20 protein-coding genes and 1 pseudogene are annotated in these 17,915 nt (G+C 71.7%); 10 read left to right on the top strand and 11 right to left on the bottom strand.

Annotation, left to right across the window (positions count from 1 at the left end):
* Window positions 1-408, top strand: a 408-nt coding sequence (locus tag E1J50_RS21870) for a ParB-like protein (RefSeq protein ID WP_281024587.1), incomplete at its 5' end; no start/stop codon positions are given.
* Between the two features lie 6 nt (window positions 409-414).
* Here the strand turns inward: E1J50_RS21870 and E1J50_RS21865 are convergent.
* Window positions 415-792, bottom strand: coding sequence for a PRC-barrel domain-containing protein (locus E1J50_RS21865; RefSeq protein WP_132254611.1), 378 nt, complete (start codon window positions 790-792; stop codon window positions 415-417).
* 113 nt (window positions 793-905) lie between these two features.
* On the opposite strand from E1J50_RS21865, the gene mepA reads away from it, so the two are divergent.
* Window positions 906-1,850 (top strand): penicillin-insensitive murein endopeptidase, encoded by a 945-nt coding sequence (gene mepA / locus E1J50_RS21860; RefSeq protein WP_132255889.1) that lies wholly within the window; start codon window positions 906-908, stop codon window positions 1,848-1,850.
* Between the two features lie 8 nt (window positions 1,851-1,858).
* On the opposite strand, the gene E1J50_RS21855 is transcribed toward mepA, so the two are convergent.
* Together E1J50_RS21855 and msrA are read right to left on the bottom strand one after the other, a co-directional pair.
* Window positions 1,859-2,362: a TIGR00645 family protein gene (locus tag E1J50_RS21855; protein ID WP_132255888.1), complete on the bottom strand. Its 504-nt coding sequence runs from the start codon at window positions 2,360-2,362 to the stop codon at window positions 1,859-1,861.
* Between the two features lie 86 nt (window positions 2,363-2,448).
* Window positions 2,449-3,105: a peptide-methionine (S)-S-oxide reductase MsrA gene (gene msrA, locus E1J50_RS21850; RefSeq protein ID WP_132255887.1), complete on the bottom strand. Its 657-nt coding sequence runs from the start codon at window positions 3,103-3,105 to the stop codon at window positions 2,449-2,451.
* Between the two features lie 315 nt (window positions 3,106-3,420).
* On the opposite strand from msrA, the gene E1J50_RS21845 reads away from it, so the two are divergent.
* A complete protein-coding gene (locus E1J50_RS21845) occupies window positions 3,421-4,503 on the top strand; it encodes a histidine kinase dimerization/phosphoacceptor domain -containing protein (protein ID WP_132255886.1) in 1,083 nt (360 codons plus the stop codon).
* A 112-nt stretch (window positions 4,504-4,615) separates the two neighbouring features.
* Window positions 4,616-5,098 carry a response regulator gene (locus E1J50_RS21840; protein WP_132255885.1) on the top strand — a complete coding sequence of 161 codons (483 nt, stop codon included), beginning with the start codon at window positions 4,616-4,618 and terminating at the stop codon, window positions 5,096-5,098.
* Between the two features lie 47 nt (window positions 5,099-5,145).
* On the opposite strand, the gene E1J50_RS21835 is transcribed toward E1J50_RS21840, so the two are convergent.
* Window positions 5,146-5,466 carry a PetM family of cytochrome b6f complex subunit 7 gene (locus tag E1J50_RS21835; protein ID WP_132255884.1) on the bottom strand — a complete coding sequence of 107 codons (321 nt, stop codon included), beginning with the start codon at window positions 5,464-5,466 and terminating at the stop codon, window positions 5,146-5,148.
* Window positions 5,467-5,627: 161 nt separating this feature from the next.
* Here E1J50_RS21835 and E1J50_RS21830 point away from each other — a divergent pair, with 161 nt between their 5' ends.
* A complete protein-coding gene (locus E1J50_RS21830; protein ID WP_245516694.1) occupies window positions 5,628-6,335 on the top strand; it encodes an HAD family hydrolase in 708 nt (235 codons plus the stop codon).
* Window positions 6,336-6,756: 421 nt separating this feature from the next.
* Window positions 6,757-7,080 carry a hypothetical protein gene (locus E1J50_RS21825; protein WP_245516693.1) on the top strand — a complete coding sequence of 108 codons (324 nt, stop codon included), beginning with the start codon at window positions 6,757-6,759 and terminating at the stop codon, window positions 7,078-7,080.
* A gap of 52 nt (window positions 7,081-7,132) precedes the next feature.
* Here E1J50_RS21825 and E1J50_RS21820 read toward each other — a convergent pair whose 3' ends face one another.
* The 3 genes from E1J50_RS21820 to argH all read right to left on the bottom strand — a co-directional run bounded on the left by E1J50_RS21820 (window position 7,133) and on the right by argH (window position 9,784).
* Window positions 7,133-7,804, bottom strand: a complete 672-nt coding sequence (locus E1J50_RS21820) for an invasion associated locus b family protein (RefSeq protein WP_132255883.1) — start codon at window positions 7,802-7,804, stop codon at window positions 7,133-7,135.
* A gap of 205 nt (window positions 7,805-8,009) precedes the next feature.
* Window positions 8,010-8,297: a hypothetical protein gene (locus E1J50_RS21815; RefSeq protein ID WP_132255882.1), complete on the bottom strand. Its 288-nt coding sequence runs from the start codon at window positions 8,295-8,297 to the stop codon at window positions 8,010-8,012.
* 95 nt (window positions 8,298-8,392) lie between these two features.
* Window positions 8,393-9,784, bottom strand: a complete 1,392-nt coding sequence (gene argH / locus E1J50_RS21810) for an argininosuccinate lyase (RefSeq protein ID WP_132255881.1) — start codon at window positions 9,782-9,784, stop codon at window positions 8,393-8,395.
* A 48-nt stretch (window positions 9,785-9,832) separates the two neighbouring features.
* On the opposite strand from argH, the gene tlpA reads away from it, so the two are divergent.
* The 3 genes from tlpA (at window position 9,833) to E1J50_RS21795 (ending at window position 13,529) form a co-directional block, all read left to right on the top strand.
* Complete coding sequence (gene tlpA / locus E1J50_RS21805) at window positions 9,833-10,483, top strand: thiol:disulfide interchange protein TlpA (protein ID WP_132255880.1); 651 nt, start codon at window positions 9,833-9,835, stop codon at window positions 10,481-10,483.
* Window positions 10,484-10,498: 15 nt separating this feature from the next.
* A complete protein-coding gene (gene nhaA, locus E1J50_RS21800; RefSeq protein WP_132255879.1) occupies window positions 10,499-11,686 on the top strand; it encodes a Na+/H+ antiporter NhaA in 1,188 nt (395 codons plus the stop codon).
* 79 nt (window positions 11,687-11,765) lie between these two features.
* Window positions 11,766-13,529 (top strand): carbamoyltransferase family protein, encoded by a 1,764-nt coding sequence (locus E1J50_RS21795; RefSeq protein ID WP_132255878.1) that lies wholly within the window; start codon window positions 11,766-11,768, stop codon window positions 13,527-13,529.
* A 10-nt stretch (window positions 13,530-13,539) separates the two neighbouring features.
* Here the strand turns inward: E1J50_RS21795 and E1J50_RS21790 are convergent, their stop codons facing one another.
* The 4 genes from E1J50_RS21790 to E1J50_RS21775 all read right to left on the bottom strand — a co-directional run bounded on the left by E1J50_RS21790 (window position 13,540) and on the right by E1J50_RS21775 (window position 17,274).
* Window positions 13,540-13,881 (bottom strand): hypothetical protein, encoded by a 342-nt coding sequence (locus tag E1J50_RS21790; protein WP_405029808.1) that lies wholly within the window; start codon window positions 13,879-13,881, stop codon window positions 13,540-13,542.
* A gap of 224 nt (window positions 13,882-14,105) precedes the next feature.
* Window positions 14,106-14,786, bottom strand: a complete 681-nt coding sequence (locus tag E1J50_RS21785) for a haloacid dehalogenase type II (protein WP_132255877.1) — start codon at window positions 14,784-14,786, stop codon at window positions 14,106-14,108.
* A gap of 77 nt (window positions 14,787-14,863) precedes the next feature.
* The gene (gene murJ, locus E1J50_RS21780; RefSeq protein ID WP_132255876.1) at window positions 14,864-16,393 is read right to left on the bottom strand and encodes a murein biosynthesis integral membrane protein MurJ; all 1,530 of its coding nucleotides are present in this window, start codon (window positions 16,391-16,393) and stop codon (window positions 14,864-14,866) included.
* 281 nt (window positions 16,394-16,674) lie between these two features.
* The gene (locus E1J50_RS21775) at window positions 16,675-17,274 is read right to left on the bottom strand and encodes a superoxide dismutase (protein ID WP_109896233.1); all 600 of its coding nucleotides are present in this window, start codon (window positions 17,272-17,274) and stop codon (window positions 16,675-16,677) included.
* A gap of 359 nt (window positions 17,275-17,633) precedes the next feature.
* On the opposite strand from E1J50_RS21775, the pseudogene E1J50_RS21770 reads away from it, so the two are divergent.
* Window positions 17,634-17,915: pseudogene (locus tag E1J50_RS21770) on the top strand (hypothetical protein); the annotation flags it as partial.

The raw sequence follows: 17,915 nt of genomic DNA, 5'->3' as shown, positions 1-17,915 counted from the left end.
CTCGGCCGCGCCCTGCAGCTCGAAGGCGTCGAGACCGTGCTCGTCACCGTGGTGGCCGACCTGCACAAGCTCGACAAGGACGCCTTCTGGACAGTCTGCGATCATCGGGCCTGGGCGCATCCCTACGACGCGCAAGGCGTGCGGGCCGGATTCCGGGACATCCCGAAGGCGGTGTCGGACCTCGCCGACGACCCCTATCGCAGCCTCGCTGGGGAGCTACGCCGCGCCGGGGGCTTCGCCAAGGACACGACGCCCTTCAGCGAGTTCCTGTGGGCGGACTTCCTGCGCCGTCGCGTCAAGGCGAAGCGCATCGAGACCGACTTCTCGGCGGCCCTTGAGGAGGCGATGGCCCTCGCAAAATCGCCGGAGGCCGGCTACCTGCCGGGCTGGTGCGGCCCGGTCACGTAGGCGGCCTCAGACGCCCCAGTAGGGAGCGGCGTTGTAGTGGCGGTGAACGCGCTCCTCCCAATCCCGGTCCTCGGCCGGGTCGGTCCCTTCGGGGGTGCGGGTGGGCGCGTCGCGGAGCTGATCCTCGGAGAGATCGACGACGTAGGCGTCGAAGTCCGGGACGAAGCGAAGAACGCTCCAGGGCAGGGTGTGATAGCCCCCGCCGAGACCGAGGAAGCCGCCGAAGCTCATCACCGCGTAGGCGACGCGCCCCGAGGCCTTGTCGAGCATCAGGCGCTCGATTCGGCCGACGCGCTCGCCGTCCGGCCGCCGCACGTCCGTGCCGATCACCCGGTCGCTGGCGATGAGACTGCGCGAACCCCCATCAGAGATTGTATCGCTCACGGTCTATTCCTCTCGGTTGAAGGCGCCCGAAAAACGCCCCGTGCCGCGGCGACGTTCCGGCGCGCTTCCCAGCCCCTCGACGCGGGGGCGCCCGACCGGATAGCTTGCCGCCCATGCTCAAACAGCCGCGCTTGTCCCGCTCCGCCATCGCCCTCGCGATGCTCGCTCCCCTCCTCGCGCCGGGCTCCGCCGCGCAGGCCCAGGACAAGGGCAGCGTGAACCCGAGGCCGCTGCCGCCCCTCGCCGATCCCGACGCGCCGACGGTCCCGGCCAAGGAGCTGTTCGGCCGGGCGACCACACCGGCGCCTGGGCCCGCGCACGCCTACGGCTCCTACGCGAAGGGCTGTTTCGCCGGCGGCGAGGCGCTGCCCGTCGATGGGGCGACGTGGCAGGTGATGCGCCTGTCGCGCAACCGCATGTGGGGGACCCCCCACCTCGTGGACTTCATGGAGCGGCTCGCCGCCAAGGCGCCGAAGGTCGGCTGGCCGGGCCTCCTCGTCGGCGACATGTCCCAGCCCCGCGGCGGCCCGATGCTGACGGGCCACGCCTCGCACCAGCTCGGCCTCGACGCGGACGTCTGGCTGACCCCCATGCCCGGGCACCGGATGAGCCGGGTGGAGCGCGAGGAGACCTCGGCGACCGACATGGTCCGCTCCGACCGCCTCGACATCGACCCGCAGGTCTGGACGCCCGCCCATACGCGGCTGATCCGCCTCACCGCCCAGCAGCCGGAGGTGGCGCGCATCTTCGTCAACGCGGCGATCAAGAAGGCGCTCTGCCGGGAGGCGGGGGGCGAGCGCGGCTGGCTCACCAAGGTGCGCCCGATGTACGGGCACAATTACCACTACCATATCCGCCTCGCCTGCCCGGCGGGGGCGGAGGCGTGCGACGACCAGGCTCCGCCGCCCGGCGGCGACGGCTGCGGCGAGGAGCTCGCCTACTGGTTCAGCGACGCGGTGCTCCACCCGAAGCCACCGAAGGTGAAGCCGAAGCCCAAGCCCCCGATGACGCTCGCGGCCCTGCCGGCGGCCTGCCGCAGCGTGCTGAAGGCGCGCTGAGGCGCCGCCTACTTGTCGTGATGGCCCGCCGCGACCCGGTCGGTCAGGGCCATCAGGAGACCCGAGATCACGAACACCATGTGGAGGCCGACGAGCCAGCCGAGCTCGCGGTCGGAATTGGCCTTGATGTCCATGAAGGCCTTCAGGAGCTGGATCGCCGAGATCGCCACGATCGAGGACATCAGCTTGAGCTTCAGCCCCGTGAAGTCGATCGTGCCCATCCATTCGGGCCAGTCCTTATGGTCCGAATGGTCGAATTTCGAGACGAAGTTCTCGTAGCCCGAGAACATCACGATGATGAGCAGCGAGGCGGTGAAGGACAGGTCCACCAGCGTCAGCACGCCGAGGATCGTCTGGGACTCGTTCGAGTCGAGCGCGTGCAGGATGAAATGCGCGAGCTCCTGCAGGAGCTTGACGAGGAGCACGAACAGCCCGATCGCCAGAGCCGCGTAGAACGGGGCGAGGAGCCACCGGCACGCGAATAGAGCCCGCTCGAACGTCCGCTCCAGCATCTGCCATCGTCTCCCGCTTCACCGTGGCGGGCGGTGTCGCATGGGCGGGCGACACCGGCAAGACGAAGCTTGAGCTGAGCCCGGCTTCAGGCCGCCACGCCCGTGCCAATCGGGCAGGAGACGCCGGTGCCGCCGAGCCCGCAATAGCCGCCCGGGTTCTTGGCGAGATACTGCTGGTGGTAGCCTTCGGCGAAGTAGAAGTGCTCCAGCGGCCGGATCTCCGTGGTCACGTCGCCGTAGCCCTTCGCCCTCAACGCCTCGGCATAGGCCGCCCGCACCTGCTTCGCCGTCTCCTCCTGCGCGGGGTCCGTGACGTAGATGCCCGAGCGATACTGCGTGCCGACGTCGTTGCCCTGGCGATATCCCTGGGTCGGGTCGTGGCTCTCGAAGAAGGTCCTGAGCAGGGCTTCGAGGGGGAGGACGGCGGGGTCGAACACGACGAGCACCACTTCGTTGTGGCCCGTCAGCCCGCTGCAGACCTCCTCGTAGGTCGGGTTCGGCGTGTAACCGGCGGCGTAACCGACCGCCGTCACGTAAACGCCCTCGGGCAATTGCCAGAACTTGCGCTCGGCGCCCCAGAAGCAGCCGAGGCCAAGGCCGATCGCCTGCAGGCCATCGGGATAGGGCCCCTTGAGCGGGTTCCCGTTGACGAAGTGGGTCTCGGCGGTGGGGATCGGGCTGGGGCGGCCCGGCAGGGCATCGGCCGGGGCCGGCATCTCGGCCCGCTTGCGGAACAGGAACATCGTCTCTCCTCTCGGAAGGTGCGTGCACCACATCTCGGCCGAATATGGGGTGCCCGACGGCGCGGCGGAAGCGTCGGCCCAAGCCGGAACGGCGCGGGCGACTTGCTCGAGACGCAGGGAGCGAACGAGAGGCGACAAATACGTAGAGATACTGGTCTATCCCCCGAATAATCCTGGGACAATCCCATTCAAGGTTGTGTTGATCGCCTGTGCATCGTGCGATCGTCCTGCCAAGTCTTGACTAGCGCGAGCCGTACGATAGCGTTCGCGGCGCGGCGCCCCCGGCGTCGCCGCTCGATCGGTCGGGGAGGGACCATGGACAACGCCGACGCCTCGCGTCTCGCGGAGCGCACGCGTGCTGAATTCGGCGAGATCGACCCGTTATTCGGCGAGATCGACCCCTTCTCCGCGATCATCCGCACCACGCAATTGCCGATGGTCGTGACCGACCCGCGCAGGCACGACAATCCCATTGTCTTCGCGAACCCGGCCTTCCTCAGGATGACGGGCTACGAGCGCTTCGAGGTGACCGGCCGCAATTGCCGCTTCCTGCAGGGACCCGGCACCTGCCCGAAATCGATTGCCCGGGTTCGCGAGGCGGTCCGCGCCGAGCGCTCGATCGAGATCGACCTCCTGAACTACCGGAAGGACGGCTCGACCTTCTACACCGCCCTGCATCTGAACCCGGTGCATGCCAAGTCCGGCACGCTGCAATTCTACTTCGCGGCTCAACTCGACGTGACGGAGCGCTACCGGCTGATCCGCGAGCGGGAGGCGGAGAACGAGGCGCTGCAGGAGGCGCTCGCGGTCAAGACCACCCTGATCCACGAGATCGACCATCGGGTGAAGAACAACCTCCAGATGATCGCCGCGATGATCGTGCTGCAGAGCCAGCGGATCCCCGATCCGTCAACGCGGGCCTCCATGCTGGACACCCTGCAGCGGGTCGAGGCCCTCGGCACGGTCCACCGGCGCCTGCACCAGTCGGAGAGCGCCTCCCGCTTCGACATCGCGGATTTCGTGCGCGATCTCGTGGCCGATCTCGTGGGGGCGACGGGGCGCAGCGACATCCGGGTCGAGCTGGACCTCGCCTCGGCGGTGATCCACGCGGACAAGTCGGTCGCCGTCGCGCTGCTGCTCAACGAGATCGTGACCAACATCCTCAAGCACGCCTTCACCGAGGGTCGGCCCGGCACCATTGCGGTGCAGGTCGCCGCCGGAAGCGAGATCCGCATCGTCGTGGAGGATGACGGGATCGGCATGCCGGAGGCGGCCGAGGCGCGGTCCACCTTCGGACAGTCCTTGATGGGGACCCTCGCCCGCCAGCTCGGCGCCCGGCTGACCGTGGCGAGCGCGCCGCGCAAGGGCACGCGCGTGGAGCTGATCCTGTCCGGCTGAACCGCCGCGCCCGCCGCAAGGCTTGGAGCCGCCCCGCAAAGCCACGTCACGCGCGAACCGCATCGCCCCCTGCGGTCGCCTTCCCGCACCGGCCGAGAGATCCCCGATCCGCATGATGGACCAGCGGTCCCTACGCGTCTTCCTCGTCGAGGACGAAGCCATCCTCCTGATGCAGCTCGAGGCGCTGGTGACGGCCGCGGGCCACGAGGTCGTGGCCACCGCGATGTCGGGCGAGGAGGCGATCCGGACCGCCGAGACGCTGGACGCGGACCTCGCCTTCGTCGACCTGCGCCTGTGCGACGGCGAGACCGGATTTCGCGTCGGCCGGTGCCTCGCTCGGGACGCGGGCATCCCCGTCATCTTCGTCACGGCGAACGACCGGCGCGTGCTCGGCGGGGCGGAACGCGGCGCGGAGATCGACGGCTCCTTCGGCGGCGCCCTCGGCGTCATCGCCAAGCCCTACACGCTGCACGGGCTGCAGACCGCCCTCGCCTTCCTGGAAGAGGCGCTGATCGCACCGCCGCCGAGTTCCGCCCCGCCGCCCGGCCTGCTGATCGCCCCGCACGTCGCGCAACGCTGGCGGCGCGCGAGCTAGGGCCTCGTCCGAAGAAGGGGGCCGGCCTCCCGCCCCGGAAGGGTCCGTCAGGGCCGGGTCAGGAACCCGATCGGCTCGCGGGCCGGCTGGCCGAGCCAGAGCAGGATCGCGCCGAGGCCGAGCCCGAGGAGGGAAGCCGGCGCCAGCGTCAGCGGCAGCACCAGCACCTGCCAGAGCCAGGGGGCCACACCCTCCACCGTTGCCTGAAGGGCGCTCGCCTTGTCCTTGAACAGGGTGAAGAGGAGATCGCTCAGGGGAGTCACCCGCAGGCCGTTATTCGCGACCGAGCGGGCGCCGTCGTAGACCAGGGCGACGAAGCCCCCGGCGAGCAGCAGAAAGCCGAGGAAGCGGAGCAGGAAGCGGAACATCGCGCGTCTTCGACCTCGGGCCCCGTCGCGCGGCCCGGGCGCGGGCCGCCATCCGCGGTGGAGTAGGGGCGCGCCCGCCCCGGCGCAAGCGACGATGGGGCCGATTGCCTGAGCCGCACCGCCATGCCACAGGGCGCGCGGCTCAGCGGGAGGGACGGCGTTTGGAGGGAAGCGGAGGCAGCCGGGCGGCCGCGGCGGAGACGGGCGGGCCCGCGCTCGTGATCTTCGATTGCGACGGCGTGCTCATCGACAGCGAGCCGATCAGCCTCGGCTGCCTCACGGCCGCCCTCAACGGGATCGGCGTGGCGATCGACGTCGACACGGTGCGCGCGCGCTTTGCAGGCACCTCGATGCCCTCGATCATGGCGCACGTGGCGACGGATTACGGCGTCGCCGCCCCGGACGGCTTCGTGGAGCGGGTCAAGGCCGACACGCTCGCGGCCTTCGACCGGGATCTCGGCGCGATGGCGGGCGTCGCGGAGGCGGTCCGCACCCTCGGGATCCCCACCTGCGTCGCCTCGAGCAGCGATCCCGTGCGCCTGCGCCACACGCTGACGCTGACCGGCCTCATGCCGCTCTTCGAGGGGCGGGTCTTCTCGTCCGCGGAGGTGGCGCGCGGCAAGCCCTTCCCGGACCTGTTCCTGCACGCGGCCGGGCGGATGGGCGTCGAGCCGGCCGCCTGCCTCGTCATCGAGGACAGCGTGCCGGGCGTCACCGCCGCCCGTGCTGCCGGCATGAGCGTGGTCGGCTTCACCGGAGGCGGCCATTGGAGGCACGATCCGACAGGCGCCGACCTCGCCGCCGCCGGCGCGGTGCGGGTCTTCCGGGACTACCGCGACCTCATGAGCGTGATCGCCGCGACGGCCTGAGGGCACCGGGGCGGGCGGCCCGCGAAGGAAGCGGTCGCGCGGAGCCGCCCGCGGGCCCTGTCCGTCCTAGTGAGGCGCCCGAATTCGAAAAAGCCTGCCATTGACGGGAAAGGCCGGCGATACCATCCTCATATCTGCCGGACGATGTCTTCGCGATGTCCTTCGGCCGCGGTGATTTGAAGTGTGTAGCTTGCGCCGCGTCACCAAACGCTAAAGCACCGCGAAGCGCTCGCGCCTCGTGGTCCTTCAACGAAAGGATGACTTGCCGTGACCGTTCGTCAGATCTTCCCGGACCTCTCCGTTGCCCGTGCATGGCCGCGCCGGTCCCGCGAGTGCTGTCGACGCTGACGCTCATCCCACCGTCACGTCGCCCAGCTATCGCATGGCCGGTTCCGTTCCGGCCCAGGGAGTTCTTCGTCCGATGTCCCATCTTCACGCCGGCAGCCCCACCCTCGTCGAGGTCCTGCCGCCCACCGAGATCGCTTCCCTTCCCCCGCAGGCCCGGTCCCGCCCCTACAGCGAGCCCGCCCCCACCCGCATCATCGAGGTCGGCGAGACGACCGCGGGCATCGCCGTGCCCGAGCACGGCGGCGTCCGCTTCTTCTCGTCGTCGCGCGATTTCGACGCCCTCGACGGCACGGTCTTCCGCAGCGTCGAGCAGGCGGCGCGGGCCGCCCGCGAGCGGGTCCGCCGCGGCGCGCATCGTCCTCGCCACGAAGCGGCGCGCCGGCTGCAGGCGGTCTGACGGCAGAGTCCCCCACGCCTCCGGCGGTGGCCCTGCCTCCGCCGGCCGCCTCCTACTTGCACTCCTCGCGCGTCTTCTTCATCGCCTCCGCGAACCCGCCGAGCGCGTACTCGTCGCTCGTCGGGTTGCCGCGCAGCGAGGTCGTCTTGATGACGAGCTTCAGGTTGCGCGCGCTCATCTCGGCGACGACGCGGGCCTCGTCGGCCGGGTTCTGCAACCACGCATTGCCGTCCTTCACGACGAGGCCGTAGCGCGTGCTGCCGAGGTTGAGCGTCGGGTCCGTCGCGGCCGGAGGCGCGCCGGGCTTCACCTGGGCCGCCGCCGGCTTCGAGGGGAAGCCCAGCATCACCGCGACCTCGTTCTGGACGTTCTCGCCCTTGCGCACGGTCACGAAGAAATAGGCCGTGTCGCGCTTCAGCGTGGCGGGGGAGCGCGCGGTCGGCTGGGCGATCGCGTAGCACATCCGCGCCCTGCCCTGCCCGTTCACGAAGACGTTCCAGTCCCCGAAGGTGGCGAGCGGCACGGCCTGCTGCGTGCCGGGCGGAGCGACGGCGGGCTTCGGGGCCGACCGCTCGCGCCCGCGCCGCCGCGAGGTCGGCGCCGGCTCGGCCTCCTGCGCGGATGCGCCGGTCACGAAACGGCCGCTTCCCGTGAGGCCTGTCGGGGCCGCAAGCCCGGCCAGGGCGAAGGATCCGGCAGTGAGCCAGCGCGCAACACGAAGCATCGACACATCCTGATGGGGCGGCCCAGGACGCCGCACGCCGACCGCCGCGGGCGGCAGGCAGACGAACGCGGCGAACCCCGCACCGCGGCAGGGCTTGTTCGCGCAACTTGTGAAGCTTGAGCGCGCGATGGGCAAGGGGCGCGCCCCGGTTGCCGCCCCGGTCCTCTGCCGCGGCAGGCATCGAGAGACGCCGCCCCTCGGAGGTTCAGGCCGCGTGGATCTCGGCCGGGGGGGCACCGAGGCCGGCGATCACGGCGGGACTCGGCAGGTCGGCGGGCCTCGGCAGGTCGGCGGGCGGGGCGGGGATCTCGACGGCGGGACGCTTGCGGGGCGCCGGGTCGTTGTAGGGCGTGTTGTAGGCCTTGCGCACAGAGGCCCAGTAAGCCTCGCGGTCGGTCGACGGGTGGCCGGTCAGGGCCGCGTCGATCTGCGCCCGCGCGGCCGCCGCGAGGGCGTCCGTCTCGTCCGGCGTGATCCAACTCTCCAGGGGCATGCACGATCTCCGATGCGCTCGGACCGCCTCTTAGCGAGGTTCACATAGCTGAGCCGTGAACGCACGCGCGGAGATGGCGGTTGCCTGCACGTTTTTCAGCCCTTTTCCCCGTTAAGCTGTGCAAGCCAGCGCTCGGCCTGGGCACGGACGTTGGCCGGCGCGGTCCCGCCGTAGCTGGTCCGGCTCGTCACCGAGTTCTCGACGCCGAGCACGGCGTAGACGGCCTCCGTGATGCGCGGCTCCGCCTCCTGCATCTCGGCAAGCGACAGCTCCTCCAGCCCCGCGCCGCGGGCGGAGGCCGTGCCGACGAGGCGGCCGGTGACGTGGTGCGCGTCGCGGAAGGGCAGGCCGAGTTCCCGCACCAGCCAGTCGGCGAGGTCCGTGGCGGTGGCGTAGCCCGAGCCGGCGGCGCGGGCGAGGGTCTCCGGCACGGGCTCGAGATCGCGCACCATGCCGGTCATCGCGGCAAGGCAGAGCGAGAGGGTCTGGAGCGCGTCGAAGGTGCCCTCCTTGTCCTCCTGCATGTCCTTCGAATAGGCGAGGGGCAGTCCCTTCATCACGATGAGGAGGCCCGAGAGCGCGCCGATGATCCGGCCGGACTTGGCCCGCACGAGTTCCGCCGCGTCCGGGTTGCGCTTCTGCGGCATGATCGAGGAGCCGGTGGTGAAGCCGTCCGACAGCCTCACGAAGCCGAACTGCGCCGAGGTCCAGACTACGAGCTCCTCGGCGAAGCGCGACAGGTGCACGGCGCAGATCGCGGCCGCCGAGAGCGCTTCGAGGGCGAAGTCGCGGTCGGCCACGGACTCGAGGGAGTTCGCCGTCGGCCGGTCGAAGCCGAGCGCCGCCGCCGTGGCGTGCCGGTCGATCGGGAAGGACGTGCCCGCGAGCGCGGCCGCCCCGAGGGGGCACTCGTTCAGCCGCGCGCGGGCGTCGCGCAGGCGCCCGCGGTCGCGCCCGAGCATCTCGACATAGGCGAGGAGATGGTGCCCGAAGGTGACGGGCTGGGCCGATTGCAGGTGGGTGAAGCCCGGCATCACCGTGGCGGCATGCGTGAGCGCCTTCTCGGCCAGAGCCCGCTGCAGGTCTTCGGCCTGCCCGTCGAGGCTGTCGAGGGTGTCGCGCACCCAGAGCTTCATGTCGGTGGCGACCTGATCGTTGCGCGAGCGCGCCGTGTGCAGGCGCCCGGCCGTAGGGCCGACGATCTCGCGCAGGCGGCTCTCCACGTTCATGTGGATGTCCTCGAGCTCGCGCTTGAAGGCGAGCTGCCCGGACTCGATTTCCGCCTGGACCGACTTGAGCCCGGCGGAAATCGCGGCCACATCTTCCGCTGGCAGGATGCCGGTCTCGCCCAGCATCGCCACATGCGCCAGCGAGCCGCGGATGTCCTGGGGCGCGAGGCGCTTGTCGAACCCGATGGAGGCGTTGATCTCCTCCATGATCTCGGCGGGGCCGCTCGCGAAGCGCCCGCCCCACATCCGGTTGCTCATGACCTGTCACACCCTCTCGCCGCACCGGCCCGTCGCGGGATCGCAAGGATGAGGCCCGGCCGCCTCGCCTCCTTCGCCGTGGGGGCAGCCCTCGTCACCGCGCTCGGCGCCGGCCTCGCCCTATACGGGACGGGCCGCGGCGGCAACGGGCCCGAGGTCGCCGGCCCTTGCCCAGGGGCCGCGGAGACGATCGCCCGCGCGAGCCCGCACGCCAGCGGCGAGGTCGCGGCGATGCAACTCCTCGACGTGCCGAAGCCCGCGCCCGACCTCGTCTTCAAGGGGCCGGACGGCGCGGAGACGTCGCTCGCTGCGCTCGGGGGCCGGGCGCTCCTCGTCAACCTGTGGGCGACGTGGTGCGCCCCCTGCAAGGCGGAGATGCCGGCCCTCGACCGGCTCCAGGGCGAGTTCGGCGGGCCGGATTTCGCCGTGGTGGCGATCAACCTCGACACCCGCAACCTCGACCGGCCGCCGGCCTGGATGCGCGACAACGGCATCACGCGGCTCGCCTACTACGCCGATCCCGGCGGGCGCGTGCTGCCCGCGGTTCAGCGCGACACGGGCTCGACCGGCCTGCCGACGACGCTTCTCATCGACGCGGGCGGCTGCGAGATCGGCGTGATGAAGGGGCCGGCCGAGTGGTCGAGCGAGGACGGCAAGCGCCTGATCCGTGCGGTGCTCGGCGGCGGCACGAAGTCCTGACGCGCGGGGACCCGCATGAACAGGCCGCGCCCGCTCTCCGCGCTCCGCACCGCCCTCACCAGCGAGGCGGCGGGTGGCCTCGTCCTGATGGCGGCCGCAGCGCTCGCCCTGATCGTGGCGAACTCGCCCCTGGCGGAGGCCTACGCCGAGGCGCTGCACCTGCCCCTCGGCCCGTTGAGCCTGCTGCACTGGATCAATGACGGCCTGATGGCCGTGTTCTTCCTGCTCGTCGGCCTGGAGATCAAGCGAGAGGCCCTCGACGGGCGCCTGCGCACTTGGCCGGACCGGGCCTTGCCGGGCCTTGCCGCCCTGGGCGGCATGGTGGTGCCGGCCCTCGTCTACGTCGCCCTCAACGCGGGCGCCGGGACGCTGCGCGGCTGGGCGATCCCGGCGGCCACCGACATCGCCTTCGCCCTCGGCGTGCTGGCGCTGCTGGGCGCCCGGGCGCCCGTCTCCCTCAAGATCTTCCTCAGCGCCGTGGCCATCGTCGACGATCTCGGCGCCGTCCTCATCATCGCCCTCTTCTACACGGGCGGGCTCGACCCGACGATGCTCGGGCTCGCCGCCCTGACGCTCGGCGCGCTCGCCGCCCTCAACCGGCGCGGCGTCGCGCGGCTCGCGCCCTACCTCGTGCTCGGCCTCGCCCTGTGGTTCTTCGTGCTGCGCTCCGGCGTGCACGCCACGGTTGCGGGGGTGCTACTGGCCCTCACGATCCCGATCCGGCCGAGCCCGGGCAGGCCGGAGGACCCGACCTCGCCGCTCCACGGGCTGGAACATGCCCTGACGCCCTGGGTCACGTATCTCATCGTGCCGGTCTTCGGCTTCGCCAATGCCGGGGTGCGCCTCGTCGGGGTGTCGGCCGAGGCGATCCTGCACCCGGTCACCCTCGGCGTGGCGCTCGGGCTCTTCCTCGGCAAGCAGGCCGGCATCTTCGCGAGCGTGCGCCTCGCCGTCGCGGCGGGCTTGGCGTCCCGGCCGGCGGGAGCGACCTGGGCGCAGGTCTACGGCGTCGCGATCCTGTGCGGCATCGGCTTCACCATGAGCCTGTTCATCGGCGGCCTCGCCTTCGCGGATGCCGCGCACGAGACGGAGACCAAGCTCGGCGTGCTCGGCGGCTCGCTGCTCTCCGGGATCGTCGGAGCGGCCCTCCTCGCCCTCACCGCAGGCCGGGAACGGGCGAGCGCCGCACCGAAGCCAGCCTGACCGTTGCGGCCCGAGGCCACGACCTGTAACCCCGCCGCCCATCCGGCCCCGCGCGGCCGCCCGCATGGAGAGGCGCCCGATGCGCTACTATCTCGGCCTCGCGACGACCTTCCACGACCCGGCGCTGGCCCTCGTCGGGCCGGATGGCGACGTCCTCTTCGCGGAGGCCGCGGAGCGCTACCTCCAGTACAAGCGGGCCCCGAATTGCGAGCCGGACCCCGCCTCGCGCATGGTCGGCCTCCTGAAGGCGCACGTGCCGGACGGCGCCGAGATCGTGGTGGCCTCGAGCTGGGGGGCTCAGTTCACGGACTTCCTGACGGGCCAGGGGGCGAGCGGCGCCTTCGCGCTCGAGGCGCTCGCCCGCCACCCGAGCACGCTCAACCGCTCCTTCGTGCCCGAGCAGGCCGAGCGCATCTTCATCGCCGACCTCGCCCTCGCGCAGGCGCGCGCCGGCTACGGCACGCTGCTCGCCCTCAACCAGGAGATCCGAGGCGGCGGCGGCAGCCCGCGGGCCGCCATCCGCGCTCAGCGGCGCTATCCCCACCACCTCACCCATGCGGCCTACGGCCTCTGGGGCAGCCCCTTCTCCGACGCGACGGCGCTGATCGTCGACGGCATGGGCGAGACGGGCGCGGCCGCTCTCTACCGGCTGAGCGACGGCCGCATCGAGGAGGTGCGCCGCCATCGCGGGCGCGGCTCCGTCGGCTTCCTCTACGGCCTCGTCACGGACCTCGCCGGCTTCGACCAGGTGAAGGGGGAGGAGTGGAAGATCATGGGGCTCGCCCCCTACGGCCGCACCGATCCCGAGCTGATGGCGCTCCTGCGCCGCCTGTTCTCGGTCGAGGACGGGCGCCTGCGCTTCGCGGACGAGGCGACGGTGCAGGCGGTCGCCGGCGCGATCCTGGCGCGGCGCCCGGCGGACGCCCTCGAGAGCGGCTGGGCCGACCTCGCCCGCTGCGGGCAGGACATCTTCGCGGAGCTGATGGACGCCCTGGTCGACGAGGCGTGGCGGCTCGCGCCCCACGAGAACCTCGTCGTGGCGGGCGGTTGCGGGCTCAACTCGTCCTACAATGGCAGGCTGCTCGGCCGTTCCGGCTTCCGGCACCTGCACGTGCCTTCGGCGCCGGGCGACGACGGCAACGCGGTCGGCGCCGCCTGGCTCGCCTATGCCGAGGACCATCCGGACTGGCGCGGGCCTCCGCAAGCGGCGCGTCCCCTGACGCCCTATCTCGGCTCGCGGGTCTCGACCGAGCCCTTCGAGCGGATGGCCGCCTGGGAGCCCCGCGCGCGCCGGCTCGGGCATGGGGGCGTGACCCGGGAGGCGGCGCGCATCCTGGCCGAGGGCGGCCTCGTCGGCTGGGTCCAGGGGCGGGCGGAATTCGGGCCTCGCGCCCTCGGCAACCGCTCGATCCTGGCGGATCCGCGGCCGGCCTGGGCGAAGGACGCGCTCAATGCCAAGGTGAAGTACCGGGAGGCGTTCCGGCCCTTCGCGCCCTCGATCCTGGCGGAGGCCGGGCCCGACTGGTTCGAGGATTATGCCGACAGCCCCTACATGGAGCGGACGCTCGTCTGGCGCGAGGGCGTGCGGGAGACGGTGCCGGCGGTGGTGCATGCCGACGGCACGGGCCGGCTCCAGAGCGTGACGCCCGCGCGCAACCCGGCCTACGCCGCCCTGATCGCGGCGTTCCGCGACCTGACCGGCGTGCCGATCCTCCTCAACACGAGCTTCAACGTGATGGGCAAGCCGATCCTCCACACGGCGGAGGACGCGATCCTGATGTTCTACACCACGGGGCTCGACGCCCTCGTGGTGGAGGATTGGCTGCTGACGAAGGCGGCCTAACGCCCTGATCTTACTCGCAGACCTCGACGCGCTTGTAGACGAAATTGTCCTCGTCGAGCCATTCCTTGCGGCGCTCGTAGTGGCAGACGGGCGCGCGGCGCGGGCGCACCACGACGGCCTCCTCCTCCACGTAGGCGGGCCGCGCCCGGTAGGCGGGCGGCGGCGGGGGCGCGGGCTGGGCGCCGTTGATGAGGGCGTTGGCGGCGACCCCGCCGAGGACGCCGCCGGCGACGCCGCCGAGGATCGCCGCGTTCATGCCGTCGCGGGCGGAAGCGCCCTGCGCCCCGGCGCCGATGAGGAGGGCGCCGGCGAGGGCGGCCCGGACGAGGATGACGGAAGGGTCGAGGCGCACGCGCGAAATCTCCGGTTCGTGTTGAGGGAAATCCAACACCCGGATGTTTAAGAATCCGCGAATGCGCCGCGCACAATCCGGTTGAGCGCGGCCGGGACCGGCCTCGAAACTCGACCCCTGATTGTGTACCTCCGTGCGCGTGCGATCTCGTTTCGGGACCGCCGCGCGTAGATCGCGATCATCCGCCCGAAGGGCCCGGGTCGAGCCCCCCGGCCGGCGGCCGGTCAGGCGGGCGCCAAGAGCGCGTCGAGGCTGGCGATCACCCGGCCGGGCGGCAGGTCGGCGTACTCGTCCGGCGCGCCCATGCGGTTCACCCAGGCCGTCGTGAAGCCGAAGGCGGTGGCGCCGGCGATGTCCCAGCGGTTCGAGGATGCGAACAGCACCGCCTCTCGGCCGATTCCGAACCGATCGCAGGGGATCGCGTAGGCGGCGGGGCTCGTCTTGAAGGTCCCGGCCGGATCGACCGAGAGCGTCGCGTCGAGGTGGCGCCCGAGGCCCGCCGAGGCGACCGCGCGCTCCAGCATGGCGGTGTCGCCGTTCGAGAGGATCGCCGTGGCCAGGCCGCGGGCGCGCAGGGCGTCGAGGGTCGCGGGCACTTCCGGATAGGCGTCGAGGTCGCGGTAGGCGTCGAGGAGCCGGCCGCGCAGGCGCCGGTCGACGCCCGGGTGCCTCGCCAGGGCATAATCGAGGGCCGCCTCCGTGAGCGACCAGAAGCTCCGGTAGCGCCCCATCAGCCCGTAGACCCAGCTGTATTCGAGCTGCTTCGTGCGCCACGCCTCCGAGAGCGGGCCGGCCTCGGGGCCGACGGCCCCGGCATGGCGCTGCACCGCGGAATGCACGTCGAACAGGGTTCCGTAGGCGTCGAAGACGGCAAGTCTCTTGCCGGCGAGCAGGGTCTCGGACATGGGCGCCACCGCGTCGGTTCGGCCCCCCGAGATGGCGCGGGCCGGCGCCCCGCCCAGGGGTGGGGTCCGCCCAGACGTCAGGTTCGCCGCAGGCGCAGGCCGAACAGGCGCAGCGTGCCGAGGAGGATGAGCCCGTAGACCGCGAAGCCGGCGCTGCCGAGGAGCGCGAGCACCGCGACCTCGCGCAGGTGCGGGAGCGGCGGCACCAGCCGGTCGGCCAGGGGCAGGCCGTAGAGCGCGACGACACTGAGCGCGCCGCAGGCGATCACCACGCCGAGGATCGTGACGAGCAGCCCCCGTCCCGGCGCCGTCCAGCCCCGGCGCAGGGCGAGGACGACGAGGAGGATCAGGTTCACCCACTGGCTGACAGCCGTGGCGAGGGCGAGGCCGGTCACGCCGTAGGGGCCGGTGAGCAGGACCTTCAGGCCGACATTGACCGCGATGGCGGTGAGCGAGGCGATCAGCGGCGTCGCGGTGTCGTGGCGGGCGTAGAAGCTCGCCACCGCGCTGCGCACGAGCACCACGGCGGGCAGCGCGAGGCCGTAGGCGGCGAGCACGGAGGCCGCGCGGGCGGCATCCTCCGCGCTGAAGGCGCCGCGCTGGAACAGGGCCGTCATGATGAGGCCCGGCAGGGTCAGGAAGGCGACCGTGAAGGGGGCCGAGAGGGCCAGCGAGAAGCCCGCGGCCCGGTTCTGCGCGGCATGCGCGCCGGCCACGTCGCCGCCCGCGATGCGCCGGCTCATCTCGGGCAGCAGCACCGTGCCGGCGGCGATGGCGATGACGCCGAAGGGGAGCTGGTAGAGCCGGTCGGCGTAGTAGAGGGCCGAGACGGCGCCGGTCGGCAGCAGGCTCGCGATGATGGTGTCGGCGAAGGCCGCGATCTGGAAGCCGGCCGAGCCGATCACGGCCGGCCCCAGCACCTTGAAGAAGCGGCGCATGTCGGGGTCGGCGAGACGCGGCCGGGCGAGGTGCGGGGCGAGGCCGGCGCGGCGGCAATCCCACCAGACGAGGGCGAGCTGCAGCACGCCCGAGACCACGACGCCCCAGGCGGCGGCGTAGGCCGCGTTCGGGACCAGGAAGGCGAGGCCGAGCGCCGCCAGCATCGCGAGGTTGAGGAGAACGGGCGCGCCGGCGGCAGCGGCGAAGCGGCGGTGCGCGTTGAGCACGCCGGAGAGCAGCGTCACAAGCGTCATGAACAGGAGGTAGGGGAAGGTGATGCGGGTCAGCGCCACCGCGAGGTCGAAGCGGGCCGGGTCCTCGGCGAATCCGGGGGCCAGCGCCCGCACCACGAGGGGCATCAGGGGCAGCGCGAGCGCGACGAGAACCGCCTGCACGATCAGCATCAGGGTGAAGACGCGGTCGGCGAAGGCGCGGGCCTCGCCCGCCGCCCCGGCCTCGGCCCGGCTCGCATAGGCCGGCACGAAGGCGGTGTTGAAGGCGCCTTCGCCGAAGATGGCGCGGAAATGGTTCGGCAGCCGGAAGGCCACCACGAAGGCGTCGGCCACGGGGCCTGCGCCCATCACCGCGGCCATCACCACGTCGCGGGCGAAGCCCGTGACGCGGGAGACGAGCGTCCAGCCGCCGACGGAGAGGATGGAGCGGATCACGGGCGGAGGCCCGCGGAGGCCGTCCGGCGTTCGATCTTGGGGGAGGAAATGACTTGCTTGGGGGAGGAAATGACCTGGGCGCCCTGTCTCGGCCGGGTCGGCCCGGCGGGGCGCATCAAGAGCCGGTTTCGCGCCGCATCTCAAGGGGCGCGACGCGCGCCCTCTCCCGTCCGGGAGAGGGCCGGGGTGAGGGGTTCCGGCTCTTCCGGCAGGGCCGCCCCCTCACCCGGTGCGCGTGCCGCGCCCTCGACCTCTCCCGAACGGGAGAGGTGAGGCCCGCCCTACTTGGTCGCCTCGGCGTACATCTGCTCCACGTGCTCCCAGTTCACGAGGTTCTCGATGAAGGCCTTCAGGTAGTCGGGGCGCCGGTTGCGGTAATCGATGTAGTAGGAGTGCTCCCACACGTCGACGCCGAGGATGGGCTTGGCGCCGTGCACGAGCGGGTTCTCGCCGTTCGGGGTCTTCAGGATGGCGAGCTTGCCGTCCTTGACCGCGAGCCAAGCCCAGCCCGAGCCGAACTGGCCGATGCCGGCCTGGATGAAGTCCGCCTTGAACTTCTCCGCGCCGCCGAGATCCTCGTCGATCTTCTTGGCGAGCGCGCCGGGGATGGCGCCGCCGCCATTCGGCTTCATCCACTGCCAGAAATGGATGTGGTTGTAGTGCTGGCCGGCGTTGTTGAAGAGCGCCTGATTGGTGTTGTAGCTCGCCTTGACGATCTCCTCGACGCTCTTGCCCTGGAGATCCGTGCCCTCGAGCAGCTTGTTGCCCGTGTCGACATAGGCCTTGTGGTGCTTGTCGTGGTGAAACTCCAGGGTCTCCTTCGACATGTAGGGGCCGAGCGCGTCGTAGGCGTAGGGGAGTTCCGGCAGGGTGAAGGTCATTGGCATCGCTCCGGGAATGGGAGGCGGCGTCAGGCGAGGCCGCATCCTCGGGGTGAATCCTGTGCCGGCGGCCACGCAAGGCGCGCACCGTCCTCAAGGCAACGGCCGCTTAGGTAAGTCGGTGCCGAGGCCACGGCAACGCCGTCCGCCCCCGTGCCGGCCCCGTGCACGGGGAAAGCTTGGCCTTGGACCCGGAATCGCGGGTCCGGCGGGCGCCACCCGCGGGCCGCGAGCGCCCTCCACAAGTTCCGTGGACGACGCGGGGCCGGGGCACGGGCCATGCCCTTTCGGATTTTGCAAAACCGGGCCAGGGATTTACTGTTTCCGGGCCGGACGTCCGGTCTGTACCAGAGAGTAACATGATCGTTGCGCTGCTCGCGCTCGCCGTCGCCATGATGATCGGCGGTGCCGCCTCGGTGATCCAGGGGTTCCCGTTCGTACGCCTGGAGAGCGGTCTCGCGATGGTGATCGCGGGGGCGACCGTCGCCTCGGCCGGCGCCGTCCTGGCGGGGCTCGCGGCCGTGGCCGACCGGGTGCGGCGGGTCGAGCGGGCGCTGGCGGCCGAGCCGGTCGCGCATCGGGCGGCCGGCACCGATCTCGGGCTGCCGCCGAGCCCCCCTCCCGTCTTCGCGGAGGACGGG

This window comes from Methylobacterium segetis, assembly GCF_004348265.1.
Lineage (GTDB): Bacteria > Pseudomonadota > Alphaproteobacteria > Rhizobiales > Beijerinckiaceae > Methylobacterium > Methylobacterium segetis.
The sequence above is the reverse complement of the archived record's forward strand: the minus strand, read 5'-3'. Positions and strand labels throughout refer to the sequence as shown.